Origin of the sequence: Romboutsia timonensis (assembly GCF_900106845.1) — a bacterium.
Classification (GTDB): Bacteria; Bacillota; Clostridia; order Peptostreptococcales; family Peptostreptococcaceae; genus Romboutsia; species Romboutsia timonensis.
Genome location: NZ_LT629847.1, coordinates 1 through 22,956, shown reverse-complemented (window position 1 = coordinate 22,956; position 22,956 = coordinate 1). Strand labels below are relative to the sequence as shown.

The window sequence follows — 22,956 nt, the reverse complement described above, 5'->3', positions numbered from 1 at the left end:
CAAGATATATTCTATAACATAGATTATATAAATATAGTTGGAGGTATTGTACATATGAAAATAGGGTTAGCTAGTGACCATGGAGGATATAACTTAAAATCAGAAATAATAAAACATCTGAAAGAAAAAGGAATCGAATGTATAGACTTTGGACCAGATAATTCTCTAGAGTCAGTTGATTATCCTATATTTGGGGAAAAAGTTGCAAATGCTGTTATATCTAAGGCAGTAGATTATGGAATAGTATGCTGTGGAACAGGAATAGGAATATCATTAGCTGCTAATAAAGTTCCAGGTATAAGATGTGCTGTTGTATCGGATGTATTTTCTGCAAAAATGTCTAAAGCTCATAATGATGCTAATATGCTATCTTTAGGAGAAAGAGTATTAGGAAGAGGATTAGCTTTAGAGATTGTAGATGCATGGATAAATACAGAATTTGAGGGTGATAGACACTCGAAAAGAGTTAATATGATAAAAGAAATAGAAGAAAGATACAATAAGTAGGAGGCATAAGTAATGAGTAAAGTAATAGTAACAGATCATCCATTAATACAACATAAATTAACATTAATGAGAGATAAAAACACAGGGTCAAAAGATTTCAGAGAACTTTTAACAGAAATAAGTATGTTAATGGGATATGAAATAACTAGAAATGTACAATTAGAAGAAATAGAAATAGAAACACCAGTAACAAAAACAAAATCTAAAGTTATATCAGGTAAAAAGTTAGGGATAGTACCTATATTAAGAGCTGGTTTAGGAATGGTAGATGGATTAGTAAGTTTAACTCCAGCTGCTAAGGTTGGACATGTTGGATTATATAGAGATCCAGAAACATTAAAGCCAGTAGAATATTACTGCAAACTTCCTCAAGATATTGAAGAAAGAGAAATGATAATAGTTGATCCAATGCTTGCTACAGGTGGTTCAGCAGTTGCAGCAATAGATGTATTAAAATCAAGAGGAGCAAACTCTATAAAATTAGTTAATTTAGTTGCAGCTCCAGAAGGTATAGCAGAGGTTCAAAAATATCATCCAGATGTAGATATATATGTAGCTGCTATAGATGAAAAGTTAAATGATCATGGATATATAGTACCTGGATTAGGAGATGCAGGAGATAGACTATACGGAACAAAATAATTTTTAGAGAAAAAAGGAATTTAGTGATAAAAAAAGAATCTATAATTATATAGATTCTTTTTTTATGTAATTATTTTATTTAATGAATTAATAATTTAAGTTAAGTGTATTATATATAATGTTAAGTTGAAAAAGAGGTTATAAAAAATAAATATAAAAATATAAATTAAAAATGTAATCAAAAAAATAATTAAGATATAGTTGAAATATTATAAATATTCAATTAAATAATTATATTTTACTTAATTAAAATAATAAAATAATACGAATTACTATAATAAAAAAAGTATAGGGTTTATATAAAAATATTTCATTAAATTTCAAATTGAATCCTGAAAATAGAAATTCGTTCCAAAATATGAAAAAATATGATAGAATTAAGATAAAGTAAAACAAAGTTTCAATTTTAAATATAAATTTTGATAAAATTGGTTTTTGTTATATAAAATTATACTCTTTTAGAGAGGATATATTAGTCAATGAACAAGAAAAAAACATATATGGAAATTGCTAATATGCTTTCACTAATAACTCAACTTGGGCTTATGGTATTAATATGCATATTAGGATGCACATTTATAGGAAGGTTCTTAGATTCTAAATTAAATACATCTCCAATATTAACATTAATATTTATGTTATTAGGTGTGGGGGGAGCATTTATGGGAGTATATAAGACTTTAATTGCATACACAAAAAGGAAGTGAAGTTATGGACAATAAGCTACAAGAAGAAATTAAAAAATTAACAAAGGGAATTATAGTGTATGATTTGTTAATATTATTAGCACTAGCGATAACTTTTAACCTTAACAAACAGATGGTATTAGGTTTGGTGTTTGGAACACTAATAGCGATACTCAACCTTAAATTGTTAGCGATAACAATAAATAAAACAGTATCTATGCCATCTACAAAAGCCCAAATATATTCATCTAGTCAATATTTGATTAGAATGGCAATAATGGCAGTGGTTTTATTTGTATCTGCTAAAGCGCCTCATTTGAATATAGTTGGAACTGCGATAGGATTACTATCTACTAAATTTGTTATTTTAACACAAAAACTATTAATAGAAAAAGTGAAAAGAAAGGAGGCATAAGAATGAGTCAAGCAAAATGGGTTTGGATTTTTGGAAACTTCAAGTTAAGTGAAACTGTTGTAGTGAGTTGGATAATAATTGCAGCTTTAGCTATAATATCATTTTTACTAACTAGAAATCTGAAAAAGGTACCCACAAGTAAAGTTCAAATATTCTTAGAGTTTGCAATAGGTGGTCTTGATAAAATGGTTAAGAATACTATGGGTGAGAAAACAGTAAAAAGAATGCCTAATATTGTACCATACATAGGAAGTTTGTTTTTATTCTTTGCGTGTTCTAACTTAATAGGATTATTAGGATTTAGATCTCCAACTACAGATTTAGATACTACATTAGCGTGGGCAATGATAACATTCTGTATGATTTACTACGCTGGAGTTAAGTTCCATGGACTTAAGTATTTTAAGGGATTATTGGAACCAATACCTTTTTTATTACCATTAAACATAATAGGAGAGGTAGCGAAGCCTATATCATTAAGTTTCCGTCCATTCGGGAATATATTAGGTGGAGCGGTTATAATGGCATTACTATATCAATTTTTAGGATGGTTATCAACATTGATACCAGGTATTTCAATACCAATAGGTCAATTAGTTATACCAGTGCCATTACATTTATACTTTGATTTATTTGCAGGAGTACTACAAGCATTCATATTTATAATGTTAACAATGGTGTTTGTTGGAAATGCAGCAGAAGAATAAGTAATTAATCTAAAATAAAATAAATAAAAATTTAAAAATTCGAGGAGGAAAAGAAAAATGGATATGAATACAGCAATAATAGCAGCAGGTTCAGCTATAGGAGCAGGTCTTGCAGTTATAACAGGTATAGGAGCAGGTATAGGTCAAGGTTTTGCAGCAGGTAAAGCAGCAGAAGCAGTTGGTAACCAACCAGAAGCAAAAGGGGATATAACTCAAACAATGTTACTTGGAGCAGCAGTAGCAGAATCAACAGGTATATATGGACTAGTTATAGCTATAATCCTTTTATTCGCTAACCCATGGATAAAATAAAATTTTATAAAAGAATTTTAAAATTTTTCGCAATTAGGAGATGGTAAGACCATCTCCTAATTATAAATGGTTATTAGTGGAAAGGAGGATACATATGGAATTTAAGCCGCTAATAGGTATAACATATGAATTTGTATTTCAACTTGTAAATACTTTCTTAGTGTTTTTCCTTTTAAAGAAGCTATTATTTAAACCAGTATTAGGGATAATAGAAGCTAGAGAAAAAGATATAAGAGAGAATTTAGCGCAAGGAGAAAGAGCTAAAAAAGAAGGTTTATCTTTAAAATCAGAATATGAAGAAAAATTAAACTCAGCAAAAGAGCAAGGCCAAGAAATAATTAAGCAAGCAACTTTAAGAGCAGAGCAAAAAGAAACTGAAATAATAGCTGCTGCTAAGCAAGAAGCAAGCCAATTAAAAGAAAAAGCTAGTAAAGATGTAGAACAAGAAAGACAAAAAGTTATGAATGAGATAAAGAATGAAATCTCTAATATAGCAATTTTAGCTGCATCTAAAGTTATTGAAAAAGATATAGATTCTAAGAAACATAAAGAGTTAATAGATAACTTTATAAAAGAGGTGGGCGAATCTAAATGATAAATGTAATAGCAGATAGATATGCACAGGCTTTATTTGAAGTTGGAGAGGAAACTCAAACTACTAGTGAACTATATCAAGAATTAAGTGAATTAGTAGACATATTTAATGAAAATAAAGATTTATACAATTTCTTAAAATCACCTTTAATTGGTAGAGAAGATAAGAAAAATGTAATGCAAAATATATTCAAAAATCAATTAAGTAATAGTATGAATAATTTCTTAAAATTAGTTATAGATAAAGATAGAATATCAGCTATAGAGAACATGAAAGAATCATATAAAAGCTTATTAAATGATAAGAATAATATATTAGAAGGAACTGCAATAACTGCGGTTAAGTTAAGTGAAAAAGAAATCAAAGATTTAGAAAAGAATCTTTCTATAAAATATAATAAAAACGTTACTTTAAATAATATAGTTGATGAAACTATATTAGGAGGAGTTTTAGTTAAACTTGGAAATGAAGAGATAGATGGAACTGTTAGAACTCGTTTATCTAAAATGAAAAACCAATTATCTCAAGTAATATCTTAGAATGGCGGTGAACCCATGAATTTAAGACCAGAAGAAATAAGTTCAATAATAAAAGAACAAATAAAAAATTATGAAAATAAAGTTGAATTAACAGATACAGGAAGTGTTTTAAAAGTTGGAGATGGTATAGCAAGTGTTTACGGATTAGAAAATGCTATGGCAGGAGAACTTTTAGAATTCCCAGGAGAAGTTTATGGAATGGCTCTTAACCTTGAAGAAGATATGGTTGGGGCAGTTATGCTTGGTGATGACCGAGGTATAAAAGAAGGGGATGTAGTTAAGAGAACTGGAAACGTAGTTTCTGTTCCAGTTGGAGATGCATTAATAGGAAGAGTTGTAAATGCATTAGGTCAGCCAATAGATGGAAAAGGACCTATAAACACAAATAAAACAAGACCAGTTGAATCTGAAGCAACAGGAATAATGGCTAGAAAATCTGTTCATCAACCACTAGAAACAGGAATAAAAGCTATAGATGCCATGATACCAATAGGTAAAGGTCAAAGAGAGCTTGTAATAGGGGATAGACAAACTGGTAAAACATCTATATGTATAGATACAATACTTAACCAAAAAGGTAAAGATGTTATATGTATATATGTTGCAATAGGACAAAAGCGTTCTACAGTAGCTCAATTAGTAAACACTTTAGAAAAAGGTGGAGCTATGGACTACACAATAGTAGTATCTGCTAGTGCTTCAGAATCTGCACCACTTCAATTCATAGCACCATATGCTGGAGTTGCAATGGGTGAAGAATTCATGTTTGAAGGAAAACATGTATTAATAGTATATGATGACTTAACTAAGCATGCAGTTGCATATAGAGAGATGTCATTATTACTTAAGAGACCACCAGGACGTGAAGCTTACCCTGGTGATGTATTCTACTTACACTCAAGATTACTAGAAAGAGCTGCTAAGTTATCAGACGAATTAGGTGGTGGTTCTATAACTGCACTACCTATAATAGAAACTCAAGCTGGGGACGTTTCTGCGTACATACCAACTAACGTTATATCTATAACTGATGGACAGATATACTTAACACCTGAATTATTCTATGCAGGTATAAGACCAGCAGTTGACCCTGGTATATCAGTATCAAGGGTTGGAGGTTCTGCTCAAATAAAATCAATGAAAAAAGTTGCAGGACCATTAAAGCTTCTTTACTCTCAATATAAAGAACTTGCTGCATTCTCTCAATTTGGATCTGACTTAGATGAAGATACTAAGAAGAGACTTGCACAAGGGGAAAGAATAGTTGAGGTATTAAAGCAAGGTGAACATCAACCACTAAAAGTTGAAAATCAAGTTATGATAATACATGCAGTTACAAACGATTTATTATCTGATATACCAGTTAATAATATAGCAAGATTTGAAACTGAATTATTCCAATTTATAAATATAAATTATCCAGAAATAGGAAAGAAAATTCTTGAAAATGGAGATTTCACTCAAGAATTAACTAACGCTATAAAAGAATTTAAGAAAAAGTTTGTTATAGAAGCGTAATCCTTTTAAAAAAAGGAGGTAAACACAGTGGCAGGAGCTGGAATGAAGGAAATCAAAACTCGTATTAAAAGTGTTGAGAGTACTAAACAAATAACTAAGGCTATGGAACTTGTATCGTCATCTAAATTTAGAAAAGCTAAAGAAAGGGCTGAAAGTGCAAGACCATACTTTAATACTTTATACAACACAGTTCAAGATATAGCTAAAAATACGAGTAATAGTAGAAATGTATTTCTAAAAGAAAGAAAAGTTAATAACGTATGTTATATAGTAATAGCTGGTGATAGAGGATTAGCTGGAGGTTACAACTCTAACATTTTAAAAGCGGTGATTGCTCATAACAAATTAGGTACAGGAAAAGTTATAACTGTAGGAAAAAAAGCTAAGGAGTCTTTAAGTAAAAGAGGCTACGAAGTTATAGATTATATAGAATCTGTAGAAAAATGTGCTTATGAAGATGCAAACAGAGTAGCTCAAACAGCTATGGAAGCTTATAAAAATGGAGAGGTTGATGAGGTTAATCTTGTTTATACAGAGTTTATATCTGCCTTATCACAAGAGCCTAAGATAGTAAAATTATTACCAGTTACAATAGATAATACAAATACTGAAAAAGAAGTTAAAAAAGGCAAAGCTGCAGTTCAATATTTACCTTCTGCTGATGCAGTACTTGGGTATGTATTACCTAAGTATGTATCAGGAAGTGTATATGGAGCAATAGCAGAATCTTTTGCATCAGAGCAAGCTGCAAGAAGAACTGCTATGGAATCAGCTACAGACAATGCTAACGAAATGATATCAAAACTAGAATTAGTATATAATAGAGCGAGACAAGCGGCAGTTACTCAAGAAATATCTGAGATAGTTGGAGGAGCGGCAGCGGCTAAATAATAAGGAGGTTAGGACATGGCAAACATAGGTAAAATAGTTCAGGTTATAGGACCAGTATTAGACGTTAAGTTTGATAGTGAAAAAAGCTTACCTAATCTATTAAATGCATTAGTGATAAAGCAAGGAGATAAAGAGATAGTAGCAGAGGTTGCACAACACGTTGGTGGCGACACTGTTAGATGTATATCAATGAGTTCAACTGATGGACTTGTAAGAGGAATGGAAGTTGTTGATACGGGGGCTCCAATAACTGTTCCCGTTGGAGATGCAACATTAGGAAGAATATTTAATGTATTAGGTCAGCCAGTTGATGGTAAACCAGCACCAACTGATGCACCACAAATGCCTATACATAGACCAGCACCAGAATTTGAAGAATTACAACCTACTGCCGAAATACTAGAAACAGGTATAAAGGTAGTTGACTTATTAGCACCATACTTAAAAGGTGGTAAGATAGGGTTATTCGGAGGAGCTGGAGTTGGTAAAACAGTTCTTATACAAGAACTTATAACAAACATAGCTTCTCAACATGGTGGATTATCAGTATTCGCTGGAGTTGGAGAAAGAACAAGAGAAGGTAATGACCTTTATGAAGAAATGACTGATTCTGGAGTTATCAAAAAGACTGCTCTAGTATTCGGACAAATGAATGAGCCACCTGGAGCAAGAATGAGAGTTGCGTTAACAGGACTTACAATGGCAGAACATTTCAGAGATGAAGAGAACCAAGACGTATTATTATTCGTTGATAACATATTCAGATTTACTCAAGCTGGATCTGAGGTTTCAGCACTTCTTGGACGTACACCATCAGCAGTTGGATACCAACCAACACTAGCTACAGAAATGGGTAGACTACAAGAAAGAATAACATCTACAAAAAATGGATCTATAACATCTGTTCAAGCTGTATACGTTCCTGCCGATGACTTAACTGACCCGGCACCAGCTACAACATTCAACCACTTAGATGCTAAGACAGTTTTATCTAGACAAATAGCATCTCTAGGGATATTCCCAGCGGTTGATCCATTAGAATCTAGTTCAAGAGTTCTAGATCCTCAAATAGTTGGTAAAGAACACTATGAAGTAGCTAGAGGGGTTCAATCTATATTACAAAGATACAACGAACTTCAAGATATAATAGCTATACTTGGTATGGATGAATTATCTGATGAAGATAAATTAACAGTTGCTCGTGCTAGAAGAATACAAAGATTCCTAGGACAACCATTCCATGTTGCTGAAGTATTTACAGGTATACCTGGTACATATGTACCACTAAAAGAAACTATAAGAAGTTTCAAAGAAATATTAGAAGGAAAGCATGATAATTTACCAGAGTCAGCATTTATAAATGCAGGAAACATAGACACTGTAGTTGCTAGAGCAAAGGAGAGTAGATAATAATGGCAAATGTATTTGCACTTGAAATTGTCACTCCTGATAAAACCTTCTATAATGGAAATGCAGAGATGATTGTAGTTAGAACTACTGAAGGAGATAGAGGTATATTAAAAAATCATAGACCTTTAGTAGCAGGACTTGCGACAGGTACTTTACGTATTAAATTAGATGGAAAATTTAAAGATGCAAAAGTATCTGGAGGCTTCATGAATGTTGATAAAGAAAAAACTGTAATAGTTACAGAATCTGCAGAGTGGATATAAAATTATATAAAAAAGGGCTAGATTTTATCTAGTCCTTTTTTATATAGTCCACATTGAGTATGAATTTAATAAATGGTGGTACTTTGAATTTTGATATAGAATTAATATAATAAAATTATACATATATAGTTTATATAATGGAAATAAAATAAATACTCTATTATATGAAATACATGATTAAAGTAAAAATATATACTTAAGGCAAGCATACAATATAAAATTTATCAATTGAATATAATTAAATAATAGGAATAGAATAAATATATAAGTATTATATGGAGGAATTAATGAATATATTAGATATTGGAGTTGATATAATAGAAATATATAGGATAAAAGAATTACTAGATAAAAATCCTAGATTTTTAGAAAAAATGTTCACATCTAAAGAAATAGAGTACTTTGAAAGTAAGAGTTTTAAGGCTGAAACTATAGCAGGAAACTTTGCAGCGAAAGAAGCTATAAGTAAGTCTATAGGAACAGGAATACGAAAGTTTAATTTAAGAGATATAGAAGTGCTAAGAGATGAATTAGGAAAGCCAATAGTGAAAACTTATAATAATTTCAAACAGATTTGCATAGATTATAATGTTTCAGAAATAAAAGTATCTATATCTCATTGTAAGGACTATGCAGTAGCTAACTCTATAGCTATAACTAAGGAGGGATAATATGAATGATAAAAGAGCTAAAGATATAATGACTACAGATGTAATTGTGGCAAATAAGAATGATATTATTGCTAACGTGGCAAATCTACTTATAAAGGAGAAAATAGGAGGGCTGCCAGTAGTAGATGAAGAAAATAAGGTAGTAGGTATAATCTCTGAAACAGACATAATGAAAAAAGAATCCCATGTGGATTCTCCAAGGATGTTAAATTTTATACAAGGGATAATATTTTTAGATGATATGAAGAAGTTTGAAGATGAGATGAGAGCAATAGCAGCATATAAGGTTGAAGATTTAATGTCTAAAGATATAATAACAGTAAATGAAAATGACACATTTGATTATGTAGCTAATGTTATGATAAACAAATCTATAAATAGAGTACCTGTAGTAGACGAAAATAACTTCTTAAAAGGTATAATATGTAGATATGACATAATAAAGGCTATGTATAATTAGAAATGATAACTTAGGAGGTTTTTTGTGAAAAGGTGGGCTATAATATCAGTAATATTTATTACTATATTTGCAATTTTTATAGGTTGTCAAAGAAGAGAGTCCACAAAAGAAGAAGTATATAAAGAGTTTCAGAAGAAGATAGTTACTATGTCATCATACAAGTGTATTGCTGAAATAGAAGCCTCAGGAAATAAAAGTTCTCATAATTATGTATTTATTCATAGTTACGTTAAACCGGATTATTATAAATTAGAAGTAGTAGAGCCGAAGAATTTAAAAGGAAAAACAATGGAGTATAAAGGTGATAAGGTAATAATAAGTAACCCAGATATAAAAGATAAAATAGAATTGCCGAATATGGAAGATAATAGACAATATGTTTTTATAGGTGATTTTATAAAAAATTATCTTCAAAATGAAGAGGTTAACATAAAGTTATCCAATAATAGTTTGATATTAGAAACTACTATACCAGGAAATAATAAATACTTCAATAAACAAATATTATATGTAAATAAAGACACTAAAAATCCAGAAAAAATGGAAATATTAAATGACGAAGGAAAACCAAGTTTTACAGTCAAATACAAGGAGTTTGAGTGTAAAAAGTAAGGGGGACAAAAGATAATGAAAAATCGAGTAACAGCTCCTACATGGGCGGAGATAAATCTAGATAACATAAATTTTAATTTAAATAATATAAGAAAGTTATTAAAAGAAGATACTAAAATTTGTACAGTGTTGAAGGCTAATGCATATGGACATGGCTCAGTAGAAATTGCTAAATTTTTAGAAAATAAGAATGTAGATTACTTTGCAGTCGCAAGACTTGAAGAAGCTATAGAGCTTAGAGAAAATAATATAAAGATGCCTATATTGTGCTTAGGATTTGTTCCAGAAGAATCTTTAGAATATGCTCTTGAAAATAATATAACATTAACTATTTATTCTTTAGAAATGGCTAAAAAACTTAATGATATATCTGAAAAAACAGGTATAACTGCTAATATACACATAAAAATTGATACAGGAATGAGTAGAATAGGTTTTGAAGCAAGTGAAGAATCTATAGATCAAATAGTTAATATATCTAATTTAAATAATCTATATATAGAAGGTATATATACTCACTTTGCTAAATCTGATGAAATAGACAAAGATTTTACCTACAAACAGGCAGATAGATTTAAATTTATGGTTGATAGTATAGAAAAAAGAGGTATAAATATACCTATAAAACATGTATCAAATAGTGCTGCAACAATTGATTTACCAGATTTAAATTTCAATATGGTAAGATGTGGTATTGTTTTATATGGATATTATCCATCTGATGAAGTTATAAAAGATAAACTTCAATTAAAGCCTGCCATGACATTAAAAACAAAAGTAGCCCATATTAAAGAGCTTAAAGAAGATACAGGAATAAGTTATGGATTAAAGTATAAAACTAGCAAACTTGAAAGAATAATTACTATACCTATCGGGTATGCAGATGGATTTACTAGAATGCAAAATAACCCTAAAGTATCTATAAATAATGAAATATTTGATGTCGTAGGAAGAATTTGTATGGATCAATGCATGGTAAGAATTGATAAAGATATAGATATAAAAATTGGAGATGAGGTTATAATATTTGGGGAAAGTAATATAAATGCAGACAATATAGCTAAGGATTTAGGAACAATAAACTATGAAATAGTATGCATGGTGTCTAGAAGAGTTGACCGTATCTATAAGGAAAGAAATGTAATTTTACAAGCTGATAGTTATTTGGTAAAATTAAAAAGATAGTATATCCCGGGAGGCGATGTTGTGCACAATAAAAGAAAGGAAAAAATAACCTTTACTTTACCTGATTCTCTTATGTCTGAAGTAGATCATATAGTTCAGATGGAGAACAGTAACAGAGCAGATTTTGCTAAAGCAGCTTTTCAGTTCTATATAACTCAAAAGAAGAAGATAGACCTTAAAGAGTGTATGATTAAGGGCTATAAAGAGATGGGTCAAATTAATCTATCATTAGCTGAGCTGGGTATGACAAATGAGGTATCTTCAAAAGATAACATGGAAGAGAAGATTGCCCAAGGTGAATACTAATTTGGATATAAAGCGAGGATACTTATATTATGCTGACTTAAGCCCAGTTGTAGGATCAGAACAAGGAGGAGTTAGACCAGTTCTTATAATACAAAATGATATAGGTAACAAATACAGTCCAACTGTAATAGTAGCCGCTATAACATCTCAAATTAATAAAGCTAAGCTACCTACGCATATAGAAATAAGTGCGCATGAGTATGGACTTAATAAAGACTCTGTTATTCTCTTAGAGCAGATACGTACAATAGATAAAAAACGTTTAAGAGAAAAAATTGGTTGTCTAGATAAAAATATGATGCTAAAAGTTGATAATAGTCTTCAAATAAGTTTAGGACTATTTACTCTGTAAAAAATATTGGTATTAAGTAATATCAATATTTTTTTTTGAAAATTGTAAAATATAATAGTATACGCTAACCATAATGTGAAAATTATAAATATATATGCATTCTTTTGAAAAAATAGAGTAAAAAATAGGTTAAAAGTGATATAATAAAGTAAGATTGAACTAAAAGTAATACATATGGACAACTTAACTTTAAGAGTACAGGGAGGTAATTACATGAGAGATCATAAAGGATTAAAAGATATCGCACGTAATATCAGAAAAGATATAGTCTCTATGATACATATGTCTAAATCAGGACATCCAGGAGGGTCATTATCAGCAGTTGAAATATTAACAGCTCTTTATTTTGATGAGATGAACATAGATCCTAATAACTGTAAGATGGAAGATAGGGACAGATTTGTATTATCAAAGGGACATGCAGCTCCAGTATTATATGCTACTTTAGCACATAAAGGATATTTTGATAGAGAAGAATTAAAGGGGTTAAGAAAGATAAATAGAATGCTACAAGGACATCCTGATATGAAAGGAACTCCAGGAGTTGAAATGTCAACAGGATCTTTAGGACAAGGTTTTTCAGTTGCTTGTGGTATGGCTATGGCATCTAAACTAGATAATGCACCATGGAGAGTATACACTTTACTTGGAGATGGAGAGGTTCAAGAAGGTATAGTTTGGGAAGCTGCTATGAGTGCTGCACACTATAAATTAGATAACATGGTTGCATTTTTAGACTACAACGGACTTCAAATAGATGGAAAAACAGAAGATGTTATGAACATAGGCCCTATAGTAGATAAGTTTAAAGCTTTTGGATGGAATGTAATAGAAATAGATGGTCATGATTTTGATCAAATATTTGCGGCTTTAGATATGGCTAAAGAAACTGTAGGAAAACCAACAATGATAATTGCTAAGACTATAAAAGGTAAGGGCGTTTCATTTATGGAAAATCAAGCAGGATGGCATGGAGCAGCTCCAAGTGATAGCGATTTAGAAAGAGCTTTATTAGATTTAGGGGGTGTAGATAATGACTAAGATGGCAACTAGAGACGCATATGGAAAAGCTTTAGTTAAGCTAGGACAAATTAATGATAATGTAGTAGTATTAGATGCAGACTTATCAAAGTCTACAAAAACAAATGATTTTTGTAAGGCATTTCCAAATAGATTTTTCAATATGGGTATAGCAGAGCAAAACTTAATTGGTGCAGCTTGTGGATTTGCAACAGCTGGTAAGATACCATTTGCAAGTAGTTTTGCAATGTTTGCTACAGGTAGAGCTTTTGAAGTAATAAGAAACTCTGTAGCATATCCAAAATTAAATGTAAAGATATGTGCAACTCATGCAGGTCTTACAGTTGGTGAAGATGGAGCATCTCATGAAAGTATTGAAGATATGGCTATAATGAGAGCTATACCAAACATGACAGTTTTAGTTCCAGCAGATGGAGTTGAAGCTGAACAAATGATATTAGAAGCGGCTAAATTCAATGGACCTATGTATGTCCGTTTAGGAAGAAGTGCGGTACCTACAATATTTGATGAAAATTATAAATTCCAAATAGGTAAAGGTAACGTAGTTAGACAAGGAAATGATGTATCTATAATAGCTTGTGGAATAATGGTTAATGAAGCTATATTAGCTCATGAAGCATTAAAATCAGAAGGTATAAATGCTAGAGTTATAAATATGTCTACTATAAAGCCTATAGATAGAGAATTAATAATAAATGCAGCTAAAGAAACAGGTGCAATAGTAACTGCTGAAGAACATAGTATAATAGGTGGATTAGGTTCTGCAGTAAGTGAAGTAGTAAGTGAAGAGTGTCCTGTTGTTGTTAAGAAAGTAGGAGTTAAAGATACGTTCGGAGAATCTGGAACACCTGCTGAATTATTAAAGAAATATGGATTAACTGCAGAAGATATAGTTAACTCTGTTAAAGAAGCTATAGCTAAAAAATAATTAAGTATTATAAATTAAAATTTTAGTATTATTATACAGTGAATTTATAAAATTAGTAAATTTAATAAGTTATTCTTAAAAAAGGTAGTATATTATCTATTAATAATAGGAAATATACTACCTTTTTATATATTAAAGTATTATAACTTATCTATTTCATAGATAAATTATAATTCCCACTGATAAAGGTTTGATTAAATAGATGAGAGCTGGTCGAATAGATGTTAGCGATATAAGTGAAGTAGATTTTTAATTTATAGATATTTATAAGAACTAAAAACATTTTAATATATTGAAAATACAATGATATTACATTTTATAAATTATAATATAGAATTTATAATTTCAAAAAGTGGTTGCATTTATAGTGTATTACTAATATAATACAGTTATAGCTGCACTACTGAACTAGTACGGTAATATGGAGGTGATTAAATGAACTTTATGCCAAATGATAGAGAACCTGTCTATCTACAAATTATAAGATACATAAAGCAACAAGTAGTAAGAGGAGAATTAAATCCAGGTGATACAATACCTTCAAGAAGAGAAATGGCACAAATCTTAAAGGTAAATCCAAATACAGTTCAAAAATCATATAAGGAGATGGAAGAGATGGGAATTATAAATACAATAAAAAGTTACCAAAGTAGCATAACTACTGATGAAAATATAATAAGTCAAATAAGACATGACCTTATAAACGAATCTATGGAAGTTTTTATAGAAAATATGAAGGCTATAAATGTCAAAAAGGAAGAACTTATAGAGATTATAAAAGATAAGTACTAAGGGGGGATAAAAGTGATCGAGGTAAGAAATGTTAGTAAAAAATACAGAAAAGTCAAGGCTTTAGATGATATATCTTTTAACATAGAAGAAGGTAAAATAACTTGTATATTAGGGATAAATGGAGTTGGGAAATCAACAATTTTAAAATCTATTGCAGGTCTTATTAGACCAGATAGGGGAGAGATATTAATAGATAATGAAAAGATAACTTATAAGATTTACGATAAGATTTCTTTTGTACCAGATATAGATAATCACTTTGCTCAATATACAATAAAAGAAAGTTTTGAATTTATGAAACAGTTTTATAAGAATTGGGATGATGAAAAAGCTTATGAAATGTTAGCATTATTCAATTTAACAGATGATAGAAAAATATCTAAACTATCAAAAGGTAATATAGCAAGAGTAAAGATAATATTAGGTTTTGCTCAAAATGCAAAATATACATTACTTGATGAGCCTTTTTCAGGAATTGACATTTTCAAAAGAGAAGAATTTTTAGGGGTAATGACAAAATACATAAATGAAGAACAAAGTATAATATTAACAACACATGAAATAAGCGAAATAGAAATGATAGCAGATGATGTAATTTTAATAGATGAGGGGAAAGTTTCTTGTATATTTAATGCTGAAGAGCTTCGTACAAGGGATGGAATGTCTATAGTAGATAAAATGAGGGAGGTATATAAAGGTGAATAATATATTAACTTTATATGATATGGAGTTTAAAAGAATATATAAAATATATTTTACGCTGATAGGAATATTATTAGCTTCAAATATTGGAGCAACTTTATTTAGTATATATTCTGTACCATCAAGAACTTCTGATATGGAAGGAAATCCTATTACTGTGAATGTATTAAAGAGTGAAGAAGGTATTAGATATATATATGAATACTTAATAGGAGATTTAACTTCTATTACTAAAATGGCTGTGGCATTTTCTGTTTTATTGTGTTTATTATATAGTCTTGTTATATGGTATAGAGATTACTTTTCTAAAAGTAAGACCATAGCAACTTTACTTATGTTACCGCAAAAGAGATTTAATATATACATAGCAAAACTTATAACAGTAACGAGTATGATATTTGGTGTTATATCAGTACAATTTTTATTTTGGTTTATAGATTTAGTTATTATAAAAGCTATATTGAATGTTAATGTAGACGGTTTTACAAATGTATTTGAAACTATACTAGCAAATCAGAATAGATTTTCTAATTTGATATTTATTCAACCTATAGATTTCTTAATGATAGATGTTTTTGGAGTAGTTCTTGCAGTTGTTGTGCTATTTACTGGTGTTTTAATTGAGAGAAGTTATAATAAAATAGGTATTGTTTTAGGCGGAGGATATATATTTGCTTCTATCATTTTATATATATCGTTAACTGCACAATATGCACAATATGTAGATATATTACTTAAAGTACAGATAGCATATTATATAGTAATATTTTTAATATCAATTTTAGTTTCAAAAAAATTATTAAATAAAAGGATTGGTTTATAGGAGGTAAAATTATGAATAAAAAAATATCGTTAGTAACTTTAGGATTATCTTTATCTTCTATAGTGATTTTAACTGGAGCTATGGTAATTTCACAACCCAAATACACATTGAAAAATATAGTTGGAAAGCAATCAAGTTTAGGTGATGTAGTTGTATATAGCCAAGAGAAGAGGGGTATTTACTCTACTAATAATTTGATATTGTCTAAGGATGAGTATAAATTTAATAGAAATGTAAAGCAAAATCCTGATTTATATAAATATTCAAAGGAATTTAATAAAAATAGAGATTTATTTCAAGGTTATGTATATGATACAGATTTCATATATTCGGATAAAAATAGTATGGGATATATAGAGTATATTGATGAGCAATATGGAGAAACTGATATTACGCTATCAACATCTATAAAAGATAAAAATTTAGATACAGGGGAAATTACACAGTTTAAAATAGAAATTCCAAATAGTTTAAAATCTGAAAATAATAATAATCACAAAGAATTAGTAACTAAGTATAAAGATGAAGTTTATATTGTTCTACTTGAGGAACAAGAAAGTAATCCAGATAGAAAAAAGACAAGAAAAGATGAATTAGAAGACTTTGTGGAAATATCTAAGGTTGATTTTAACAATAAAGAAGCTAAATCCGTAAATAAGATTAATTTAAAGGTAGATGATAAATCTAAATATAGATTAGTTTATAATAACCCATTTGTAATTGATAATAGAGTATATTTTTATTTAGAAAACCAAGATACATTAGAAAATAATTATTATTTAGCTTATTATGACATGGAGAATAATAAATTTGATTACATAGATAATAAAATTAATTTAGAGCTTCCTTTAGAATCATACCAACAAAACGTGGAAGGTGAAAAATTAAATTTATTATCTGATACAGAGAATAAAAGTAAAGTAGATTTAAGTTTATACACTATAGATTTAACAACTGGAAAAATAGTAATTAACAATGAGCAATATAGTATTAAAAAGTTAAATAAAAATATGTGTCTAAATACATTTAGAATTATAGATAATAAGATATACATATTATCAAAGACCTCTAATGCAGATAATATGAACTCAAGACTTGATGGAGAATATACTGATAATGTAATTGTATTAGATAAAAATAGTAAAAGTACTCTATATATAGGCGAATATATGCAAGGGGAAGCTTATAGATCTGAGAGTTATATACTTAAAAACAATGAATTATAAATTAATAAAAGTACTATGATTTTTCATAGTACTTTTATTAATTTCTATAATACTTAATAATTAAAAACTTATAGTAACTTATATATTAAATATTCTTCTAATGCTTATACATGCTTCATATATTTAAAATAGGGGGGTGATATAAGTGAAGAAAGTAAATTTTAATATTAAAGGTGTAATATATGGAGTTATAGTTATGGTATTAATAATTGGTGGCTTTATAGTTATACCTAATATGTTTATGGAACAGTCAAAGCCAGTAGACTATACTATTTTACAAAGAGAAGCTATACCAGAAAAGATACTAGATATGATGGATAAATATGTAAATGAAGAAAGAGCATTAGCCGTTAAGTTAAATAATAAGATTTATGTAGTTGTAACTAGAGGTAATGATAAGAATCACGGTATAGAAATGGATAAAATAGATGTTGTAAAACAAGATGATAAGAATATAATGAGAGTAAAAGTAGTATATAAAGATAAGGAAAAATCATATCCATACATAGTAGTTGAAACTAATTTAAATGAGTTACCAGATTCGATAGAATTGAACACATCAGTAGAGTAAAATTAGTAGAATAAAAAATAATCGAGTTGATTTTATAATAAAAAATCAACTCGATTATTTTTTGTAGATAAATTTTATAACAAAAAGCATTTTTTCAATGGTAAATGCAGAAAAAACAATAACCAATATAAGGGTTTTAACATAGCATATATTATCATGAAAAAAAGGGGTGTTATTTTGAGTACTATAGTTCAGAAATATGGTGGGACATCAATGGGGAGTATTGAAAAAATAAAATCCGTTGCCAAAAAAGTAATATTAGAAAAAGAAAAAGGAAATGATGTAGTAGTTGTAGTTTCTGCAATGGGAAAAACAACAAATAAGCTTGTTGATTTAGCTAAAAAAATAGATCTAAATCCTGACAAAAGAGAATTTGATGTACTTTTATCAACAGGAGAGCAAATATCAATATCTTTATTAGCTATTGCAATTCAGTCTTTAGGATATGATGCAATATCTTTTACTGGATACCAAGTTGGCATAAAAACAAAAGGTATACATTCAAAAAGTGAAATAGAGAGTATTAATACAGATAAGATAAAGGAACATTTAGAACAAGGAAAAATAGTTATTGTAGCAGGTTTCCAAGGGATAAATGAAGATGGAGATATAACAACATTAGGAAGAGGAGGCTCAGACACTACTGCAGTTGCATTAGCTGCAGCGCTTGGATGTAATTGTACTATATACACTGATGTAGAAGGGATATATCCTATTGACCCTAATTTATATCCTAATGCAAAGAAAATAGATTATATAGGATATAAAGAAATGATAGAAATGTCAAGGCTAGGTGCCAGTGTAATGGAATCTACTTCAGTTGAGATAGGTTATAGAAAAAGTGTACCAATATATGTAACTTCAAGTGTTAATGATACGAAAGGAACTTATATAACTGAGACTAATGATAATCTTAATTGCAAAGATATAACAGGAGTAGCTATAGATGAGAATACTTCTATATTAAATGTAAAAAATATTTTATCAAAATCTAATGATATGTCTTTAATATTTGAAATATTATCTAAAGAAAATTTAGAAATTAAGATGATAAATCAAGTAGCTTCAGATGAAGGACATATAAATCTTTTTTTTGTTTTAAATAAGGGTGATTTGGGTTCTATAGATGAAGCTATGAAGAAAATAAAAATAAAATTAAATCATGTAGAAGTTTATCAAAAATCAGATATAAGCACTATATCAGTTGTATGTAAAAATATTAATTACGATGTTATAAATAAAATATTTAATATATTCAAAGAGAATAATATTGATTTTAAGCAAGTGTTCACATCTGAATTAAGCATGTCTTTTATAGTGGACAATAAATATAGACAAAGATTTATAGAATTATTAGGCGTTGAGTTTGACTTATAGCATTTGAAAATATAAATACTGGGGGTTATTAAAATGAATAAGGTAAATGTAGCTATAGTAGGAGCAACAGGCATGGTTGGTAGAACATTTTTAAAGGTTCTAGAAGAAAGAGATTTTCCAATAGAAAACTTATATTTATTTTCATCTGAAAAATCTGCAGGAACAGAGCTAGTTTTTAGAGGCAAAGAATATAAGGTAGAAGCATTAACAGAAGAATCATTCGATAGAGATATAGATATAGCTTTATTCTCAGCAGGAGGAGATGTAAGCAAGAAGTTTGCTCCTATAGCGAGAGACCATGGAGTTATAGTAGTTGATAATAGTAGTGCTTGGAGAATGGAAAATGATGTGCCATTGGTGGTTCCAGAAGTTAATCCTAAAGATGTAGATTGGAATAATGGTATAATAGCAAATCCAAACTGTTCAACAATTCAATCTGTAGTTCCATTAACAAAGCTTCATGAAGCTTTAAAAATAAAAAGAATAGTTTATTCTACTTACCAAGCAGTATCAGGTTCTGGAGTAGGTGGTATAAAAGATTTAGAAAATGGAATTAATGGTGGAGAAAATAAGAAATATCCACATCAAATAGCATACAATTGCCTTCCTCATATAGATGAATTTTTAGATAACGGTTATACAAAAGAAGAAATGAAAATGATTAATGAAACTAAGAAAATATTAAATGATGATAGTATAAGAGTAACAGCTACAACTGTTAGGGTTCCAGTTAAATATGGACATTGTGTATCTATTAACTTAGAATTTGAAAATCCTTTTGAAATGGATCAAATATATAAATTACTTCAAAAAACTGAAGGGGTTAATATAGTTGATGATGTTAAAAATAATGTTTATCCTATGCCTATAGATGTAGAAGGAAAAGATGAAGTTTATGTTGGAAGAATAAGAAGAGATTATAGTGTTGAAAATGGAATAAACATGTGGGTTGTAGCGGATAACATAAGAAAAGGTGCTGCAACAAATACAGTTCAAATAGCTGAATTATTAATAAAAAAATTAAAATAGGGGGATTTCATTATGAAGAAATTATTTGAAGGGTCTGGAGTGGCACTTGTTACACCTTTTAAAGATGGAAAAGTAAACTATGAAAAATTGGGAGAATTAATAGAGTGGCATATAGCAAATAAAACAGACTCGATAATAGTATGTGGTACAACTGGAGAATCTGCAACTATGACTGATGAAGAAAGAAAAACAACTATAAAATTTGTAGTAGATAAAGTTAATAAAAGAATACCTGTTATAGCAGGTAGTGGAAGTAATAATACGGCATATTCAATAGAATTAAGTAAATATTGTCAAGAAGTAGGAGTAGATGGCTTATTAATAGTAACACCATACTATAATAAATCAACTCAAGATGGATTGATAAAACATTATACTACTATAGCTAATAGTGTAGATTTACCAATAATACTTTATAATGTACCTGGAAGAACAGGAGTTAATATAAAACCAAGCACAGTAGAAAAGCTTTCTAAGATTGAAAATATAGTGGCAATAAAAGAAGCGAGTGGAGATATAAGCCAAGTTGCTGAAATAGCTAGATTATGTGGAGAAGACTTTACGATATATAGTGGAAATGATGATCAAATAGTTCCTATATTATCTCTTGGTGGAAGTGGTGTTATATCTGTTTTAGCTAATGTATTACCTAAAGAAACTCATGATATAGTAGAAAAATATTTAACAGGGGATGTTGTAGAATCGAGAAAATTACAATTAGGTGTAAACGAATTAGTAAGCTCGTTGTTTATAGAAGTTAATCCAATACCAGTTAAGGCAGCTATGAACTTGATGGGAATGGAGGCAGGAGAACTTAGACTTCCATTAACAAATATAAGTGAACAAAATTTGGAAATATTACGCAATAATATGATAAAGTATGGAATTAAAGTAGATTAATTCAAAATAACAGAGGTGATAAGATGATAAATGTAGTTGTTAGTGGATGTAATGGAGCAATGGGCAGAGTTTTAACTAAGGCTATAGAGGAAATGGAAGATATGACAATAGTTGCTGGAATAGATAAAAATATAAATTCATATAAAAATGCCTATCCAGTATATGAATCACCATTATCAGTAAAAGAAGAATGTGATGTTATAATAGATTTTTCAAAGCCATCTAATTTAAATGGATTACTTGAATATTCAGTGAATAATAATATTGCGCTTGTGATAGCAACTACTGGATTTAGTGAAGAAGAAGAAAATAAAATAAAAGAAGCATCTAAATTCACAAGAATATTTAAGTCTTCAAATATGTCAGTAGGCGTAAATGTATTAATAAATTTATCAAAACAAGCAACTAATACATTGGGTAATATAACTGATATAGAAATAATAGAAAAACATCATAATAAAAAAGTTGATGCACCAAGTGGAACTGCAAAAATGATAGCTAATGCTATAAATAAAGAGTTAGATGATTCAATGGAATTTAATTATGGAAGAAGTGGAAATGACGCAAAGAGAAAAGAAAAAGAAATAGGAATACATGCAATTCGTGGAGGAACAATACCAGGAGAGCATACAGTAATATTTGCAGGACTAGATGAGATTGTAGAGATAAAACACACAGCTTTATCTAAAAAAGTTTTTGCCCAAGGCTCTATAAAAGCAGCACAATATATTTTAAATAAAGAAAATGGATTATATGATATGAACAACTTAATAAATAATAATTAGTAAATTAAGTTGGGTGCTACCTAATGATCAAAATCATTGGGAGGCACTCATTTTTTTGATTTTAAATATTTTATATTTAGAGATTTAATTAATCTAGAATGCATAAAATAAAGCTAATTAACTTAACTATATAAATTTAAATAAATTATTTATATTTAATAATTATTTATAAAAAGTAGGGAAAAATATAAATTAAAATAATATCTAGAGGTGAATAAATGTTAGATTTAGATAAATATAAAGTTAGTATAGAAGATTTAAAGTGTAAAAATGCATTAGACAATATAGATTTCAAGACAACAGAGGAAATAACACCTATAAGAGAAATAATAGGTCAGAATAGAGCTGTTCAAGCTATAGAATTTGGACTAAAAATGAAACAAAAAGGATATAACATATATGTAGCAGGAGCTAGTGGAATAGGGAGAACAAGCTATACCTATAATTTAATTGAAAAGAACTTTAAGTCTAATGACAATTTGAAAGATTGGGTATATGTAAATAACTTTAAAAATACAAATGAACCAATAGCATTATCTTTTAAACCAGGAGGAGGTAAGGCATTTAAAAAGGATATAGAAGATATCGTAGATAAATTAAAAAATGAAGTTCCGAAGATATTCAATTCAAAGGAGTATGAATATCATAGTAGGATACTAATGAGTGAATTAGAAAGCAATATTGAAAATATAATAAAGGAACTAAATGAAT

At 29.1% G+C, this 22,956-nt stretch carries 30 protein-coding genes; all 30 read left to right on the top strand.

The genetic code is table 11. From position 1 onward, the window contains the following. The first annotated feature begins 54 nt into the window (after positions 1 to 54). Positions 55 to 507: a ribose 5-phosphate isomerase B gene (gene rpiB, locus BN7997_RS00650; RefSeq protein ID WP_071118955.1), complete on the top strand. Its 453-nt coding sequence runs from the start codon at positions 55 to 57 to the stop codon at positions 505 to 507. Between the two features lie 12 nt (positions 508 to 519). Beyond that, complete coding sequence (gene upp / locus BN7997_RS00645) at positions 520 to 1,149, top strand: uracil phosphoribosyltransferase (protein ID WP_071118954.1); 630 nt, start codon at positions 520 to 522, stop codon at positions 1,147 to 1,149. A gap of 479 nt (positions 1,150 to 1,628) precedes the next feature. After that, positions 1,629 to 1,856, top strand: coding sequence for an AtpZ/AtpI family protein (locus BN7997_RS00640; RefSeq protein ID WP_071118953.1), 228 nt, complete (start codon positions 1,629 to 1,631; stop codon positions 1,854 to 1,856). Further along, positions 1,834 to 2,250 carry an ATP synthase subunit I gene (locus tag BN7997_RS00635; protein WP_242873364.1) on the top strand — a complete coding sequence of 139 codons (417 nt, stop codon included), beginning with the start codon at positions 1,834 to 1,836 and terminating at the stop codon, positions 2,248 to 2,250. The genes BN7997_RS00640 and BN7997_RS00635 overlap by 23 nt, the downstream gene beginning before the upstream one ends. Positions 2,251 to 2,252: 2 nt before the next feature. Continuing rightward, the gene (gene atpB / locus BN7997_RS00630) at positions 2,253 to 2,957 is read left to right on the top strand and encodes a F0F1 ATP synthase subunit A (protein WP_071118951.1); all 705 of its coding nucleotides are present in this window, start codon (positions 2,253 to 2,255) and stop codon (positions 2,955 to 2,957) included. A 63-nt stretch (positions 2,958 to 3,020) separates the two neighbouring features. Further along, positions 3,021 to 3,269, top strand: a complete 249-nt coding sequence (atpE, locus tag BN7997_RS00625) for an ATP synthase F0 subunit C (protein ID WP_071119007.1) — start codon at positions 3,021 to 3,023, stop codon at positions 3,267 to 3,269. A 94-nt stretch (positions 3,270 to 3,363) separates the two neighbouring features. Further along, complete coding sequence (gene atpF / locus BN7997_RS00620) at positions 3,364 to 3,864, top strand: F0F1 ATP synthase subunit B (protein ID WP_071118950.1); 501 nt, start codon at positions 3,364 to 3,366, stop codon at positions 3,862 to 3,864. Continuing rightward, the gene (locus BN7997_RS00615; RefSeq protein WP_071118949.1) at positions 3,861 to 4,403 is read left to right on the top strand and encodes a F0F1 ATP synthase subunit delta; all 543 of its coding nucleotides are present in this window, start codon (positions 3,861 to 3,863) and stop codon (positions 4,401 to 4,403) included. Before atpF ends, BN7997_RS00615 begins: the two co-directional genes overlap by 4 nt. A 15-nt stretch (positions 4,404 to 4,418) precedes the next feature. Next, positions 4,419 to 5,921: a F0F1 ATP synthase subunit alpha gene (gene atpA / locus BN7997_RS00610; RefSeq protein ID WP_071118948.1), complete on the top strand. Its 1,503-nt coding sequence runs from the start codon at positions 4,419 to 4,421 to the stop codon at positions 5,919 to 5,921. Between the two features lie 27 nt (positions 5,922 to 5,948). After that, positions 5,949 to 6,812: an ATP synthase F1 subunit gamma gene (gene atpG / locus BN7997_RS00605; RefSeq protein ID WP_071118947.1), complete on the top strand. Its 864-nt coding sequence runs from the start codon at positions 5,949 to 5,951 to the stop codon at positions 6,810 to 6,812. A gap of 15 nt (positions 6,813 to 6,827) precedes the next feature. Further along, positions 6,828 to 8,222 (top strand): F0F1 ATP synthase subunit beta, encoded by a 1,395-nt coding sequence (atpD, locus tag BN7997_RS00600; RefSeq protein ID WP_071118946.1) that lies wholly within the window; start codon positions 6,828 to 6,830, stop codon positions 8,220 to 8,222. A 2-nt stretch (positions 8,223 to 8,224) separates the two neighbouring features. Beyond that, complete coding sequence (gene atpC / locus BN7997_RS00595; protein ID WP_071118945.1) at positions 8,225 to 8,485, top strand: ATP synthase F1 subunit epsilon; 261 nt, start codon at positions 8,225 to 8,227, stop codon at positions 8,483 to 8,485. A gap of 287 nt (positions 8,486 to 8,772) precedes the next feature. Then, the gene (gene acpS / locus BN7997_RS00590; protein WP_071118944.1) at positions 8,773 to 9,156 is read left to right on the top strand and encodes a holo-ACP synthase; all 384 of its coding nucleotides are present in this window, start codon (positions 8,773 to 8,775) and stop codon (positions 9,154 to 9,156) included. Between the two features lies 1 nt (position 9,157). Continuing rightward, on the top strand, positions 9,158 to 9,616 hold the full coding sequence (locus tag BN7997_RS00585) for a CBS domain-containing protein (protein ID WP_071118943.1): 459 nt from the start codon (positions 9,158 to 9,160) through the stop codon (positions 9,614 to 9,616). A 24-nt stretch (positions 9,617 to 9,640) separates the two neighbouring features. Beyond that, positions 9,641 to 10,228, top strand: a complete 588-nt coding sequence (gerS, locus tag BN7997_RS00580; RefSeq protein ID WP_242873363.1) for a germination lipoprotein GerS — start codon at positions 9,641 to 9,643, stop codon at positions 10,226 to 10,228. A gap of 15 nt (positions 10,229 to 10,243) precedes the next feature. Next, complete coding sequence (alr, locus tag BN7997_RS00575) at positions 10,244 to 11,413, top strand: alanine racemase (protein WP_071118942.1); 1,170 nt, start codon at positions 10,244 to 10,246, stop codon at positions 11,411 to 11,413. A 21-nt stretch (positions 11,414 to 11,434) separates the two neighbouring features. After that, positions 11,435 to 11,719: a ribbon-helix-helix domain-containing protein gene (locus BN7997_RS00570; protein WP_074010940.1), complete on the top strand. Its 285-nt coding sequence runs from the start codon at positions 11,435 to 11,437 to the stop codon at positions 11,717 to 11,719. Beyond that, on the top strand, positions 11,709 to 12,071 hold the full coding sequence (locus BN7997_RS00565) for a type II toxin-antitoxin system PemK/MazF family toxin (protein ID WP_143023139.1): 363 nt from the start codon (positions 11,709 to 11,711) through the stop codon (positions 12,069 to 12,071). Before BN7997_RS00570 ends, BN7997_RS00565 begins: the two co-directional genes overlap by 11 nt. A 213-nt stretch (positions 12,072 to 12,284) precedes the next feature. Beyond that, on the top strand, positions 12,285 to 13,112 hold the full coding sequence (locus BN7997_RS00560; RefSeq protein ID WP_071118940.1) for a transketolase: 828 nt from the start codon (positions 12,285 to 12,287) through the stop codon (positions 13,110 to 13,112). Then, entirely contained in the window at positions 13,105 to 14,040 is a 936-nt protein-coding gene (locus BN7997_RS00555; RefSeq protein WP_071118939.1) for a transketolase family protein, read from the top strand. The genes BN7997_RS00560 and BN7997_RS00555 overlap by 8 nt, the downstream gene beginning before the upstream one ends. Positions 14,041 to 14,475: 435 nt before the next feature. Beyond that, positions 14,476 to 14,832, top strand: a complete 357-nt coding sequence (locus BN7997_RS00550; protein ID WP_071118938.1) for a GntR family transcriptional regulator — start codon at positions 14,476 to 14,478, stop codon at positions 14,830 to 14,832. Between the two features lie 12 nt (positions 14,833 to 14,844). Next, on the top strand, positions 14,845 to 15,537 hold the full coding sequence (locus tag BN7997_RS00545; RefSeq protein WP_071118937.1) for an ABC transporter ATP-binding protein: 693 nt from the start codon (positions 14,845 to 14,847) through the stop codon (positions 15,535 to 15,537). After that, on the top strand, positions 15,530 to 16,357 hold the full coding sequence (locus BN7997_RS00540; protein WP_071118936.1) for a hypothetical protein: 828 nt from the start codon (positions 15,530 to 15,532) through the stop codon (positions 16,355 to 16,357). Before BN7997_RS00545 ends, BN7997_RS00540 begins: the two co-directional genes overlap by 8 nt. A gap of 11 nt (positions 16,358 to 16,368) precedes the next feature. Continuing rightward, complete coding sequence (locus BN7997_RS00535) at positions 16,369 to 17,583, top strand: hypothetical protein (RefSeq protein WP_071118935.1); 1,215 nt, start codon at positions 16,369 to 16,371, stop codon at positions 17,581 to 17,583. A gap of 145 nt (positions 17,584 to 17,728) precedes the next feature. Then, positions 17,729 to 18,154 (top strand): hypothetical protein, encoded by a 426-nt coding sequence (locus tag BN7997_RS00530; protein WP_242873362.1) that lies wholly within the window; start codon positions 17,729 to 17,731, stop codon positions 18,152 to 18,154. Positions 18,155 to 18,331: 177 nt separating this feature from the next. Next, on the top strand, positions 18,332 to 19,531 hold the full coding sequence (locus BN7997_RS00525; RefSeq protein ID WP_083334969.1) for an aspartate kinase: 1,200 nt from the start codon (positions 18,332 to 18,334) through the stop codon (positions 19,529 to 19,531). 33 nt (positions 19,532 to 19,564) lie between these two features. Continuing rightward, positions 19,565 to 20,560 (top strand): aspartate-semialdehyde dehydrogenase, encoded by a 996-nt coding sequence (locus BN7997_RS00520; RefSeq protein ID WP_071118933.1) that lies wholly within the window; start codon positions 19,565 to 19,567, stop codon positions 20,558 to 20,560. Between the two features lie 12 nt (positions 20,561 to 20,572). Beyond that, the gene (gene dapA / locus BN7997_RS00515; RefSeq protein ID WP_071118932.1) at positions 20,573 to 21,460 is read left to right on the top strand and encodes a 4-hydroxy-tetrahydrodipicolinate synthase; all 888 of its coding nucleotides are present in this window, start codon (positions 20,573 to 20,575) and stop codon (positions 21,458 to 21,460) included. Positions 21,461 to 21,483: 23 nt separating this feature from the next. Continuing rightward, positions 21,484 to 22,245 carry a 4-hydroxy-tetrahydrodipicolinate reductase gene (gene dapB / locus BN7997_RS00510; RefSeq protein ID WP_071118931.1) on the top strand — a complete coding sequence of 254 codons (762 nt, stop codon included), beginning with the start codon at positions 21,484 to 21,486 and terminating at the stop codon, positions 22,243 to 22,245. Between the two features lie 218 nt (positions 22,246 to 22,463). Beyond that, positions 22,464 to 22,956, top strand: a 493-nt coding sequence (locus BN7997_RS00505) for a Lon-like protease helical domain-containing protein (RefSeq protein ID WP_154665229.1), incomplete at its 3' end; no start/stop codon positions are given.

Bases quoted from the DNA above. Each gene is read 5' to 3' on its own strand.
- dapB (WP_071118931.1), top strand. From the start codon at position 21,484: ATGATAAATGTAGTTGTTAGTGGATGTAATGGAGCAATGGGCAGAGTT.
- atpA (WP_071118948.1), top strand. From the start codon at position 4,419: ATGAATTTAAGACCAGAAGAAATAAGTTCAATAATAAAAGAACAAATA.
- dapA (WP_071118932.1), top strand. From the start codon at position 20,573: ATGAAGAAATTATTTGAAGGGTCTGGAGTGGCACTTGTTACACCTTTT.
- atpE (WP_071119007.1), top strand. From the start codon at position 3,021: ATGAATACAGCAATAATAGCAGCAGGTTCAGCTATAGGAGCAGGTCTT.
- atpB (WP_071118951.1), top strand. From the start codon at position 2,253: ATGAGTCAAGCAAAATGGGTTTGGATTTTTGGAAACTTCAAGTTAAGT.
- atpC (WP_071118945.1), top strand. From the start codon at position 8,225: ATGGCAAATGTATTTGCACTTGAAATTGTCACTCCTGATAAAACCTTC.
- alr (WP_071118942.1), top strand. From the start codon at position 10,244: ATGAAAAATCGAGTAACAGCTCCTACATGGGCGGAGATAAATCTAGAT.
- rpiB (WP_071118955.1), top strand. From the start codon at position 55: ATGAAAATAGGGTTAGCTAGTGACCATGGAGGATATAACTTAAAATCA.
- BN7997_RS00555 (WP_071118939.1), top strand. From the start codon at position 13,105: ATGACTAAGATGGCAACTAGAGACGCATATGGAAAAGCTTTAGTTAAG.
- acpS (WP_071118944.1), top strand. From the start codon at position 8,773: ATGAATATATTAGATATTGGAGTTGATATAATAGAAATATATAGGATA.
- BN7997_RS00640 (WP_071118953.1), top strand. From the start codon at position 1,629: ATGAACAAGAAAAAAACATATATGGAAATTGCTAATATGCTTTCACTA.
- BN7997_RS00585 (WP_071118943.1), top strand. From the start codon at position 9,158: ATGAATGATAAAAGAGCTAAAGATATAATGACTACAGATGTAATTGTG.
- BN7997_RS00550 (WP_071118938.1), top strand. From the start codon at position 14,476: ATGAACTTTATGCCAAATGATAGAGAACCTGTCTATCTACAAATTATA.
- atpD (WP_071118946.1), top strand. From the start codon at position 6,828: ATGGCAAACATAGGTAAAATAGTTCAGGTTATAGGACCAGTATTAGAC.
- BN7997_RS00615 (WP_071118949.1), top strand. From the start codon at position 3,861: ATGATAAATGTAATAGCAGATAGATATGCACAGGCTTTATTTGAAGTT.
- atpF (WP_071118950.1), top strand. From the start codon at position 3,364: ATGGAATTTAAGCCGCTAATAGGTATAACATATGAATTTGTATTTCAA.
- BN7997_RS00535 (WP_071118935.1), top strand. From the start codon at position 16,369: ATGAATAAAAAAATATCGTTAGTAACTTTAGGATTATCTTTATCTTCT.
- BN7997_RS00520 (WP_071118933.1), top strand. From the start codon at position 19,565: ATGAATAAGGTAAATGTAGCTATAGTAGGAGCAACAGGCATGGTTGGT.
- upp (WP_071118954.1), top strand. From the start codon at position 520: ATGAGTAAAGTAATAGTAACAGATCATCCATTAATACAACATAAATTA.
- BN7997_RS00560 (WP_071118940.1), top strand. From the start codon at position 12,285: ATGAGAGATCATAAAGGATTAAAAGATATCGCACGTAATATCAGAAAA.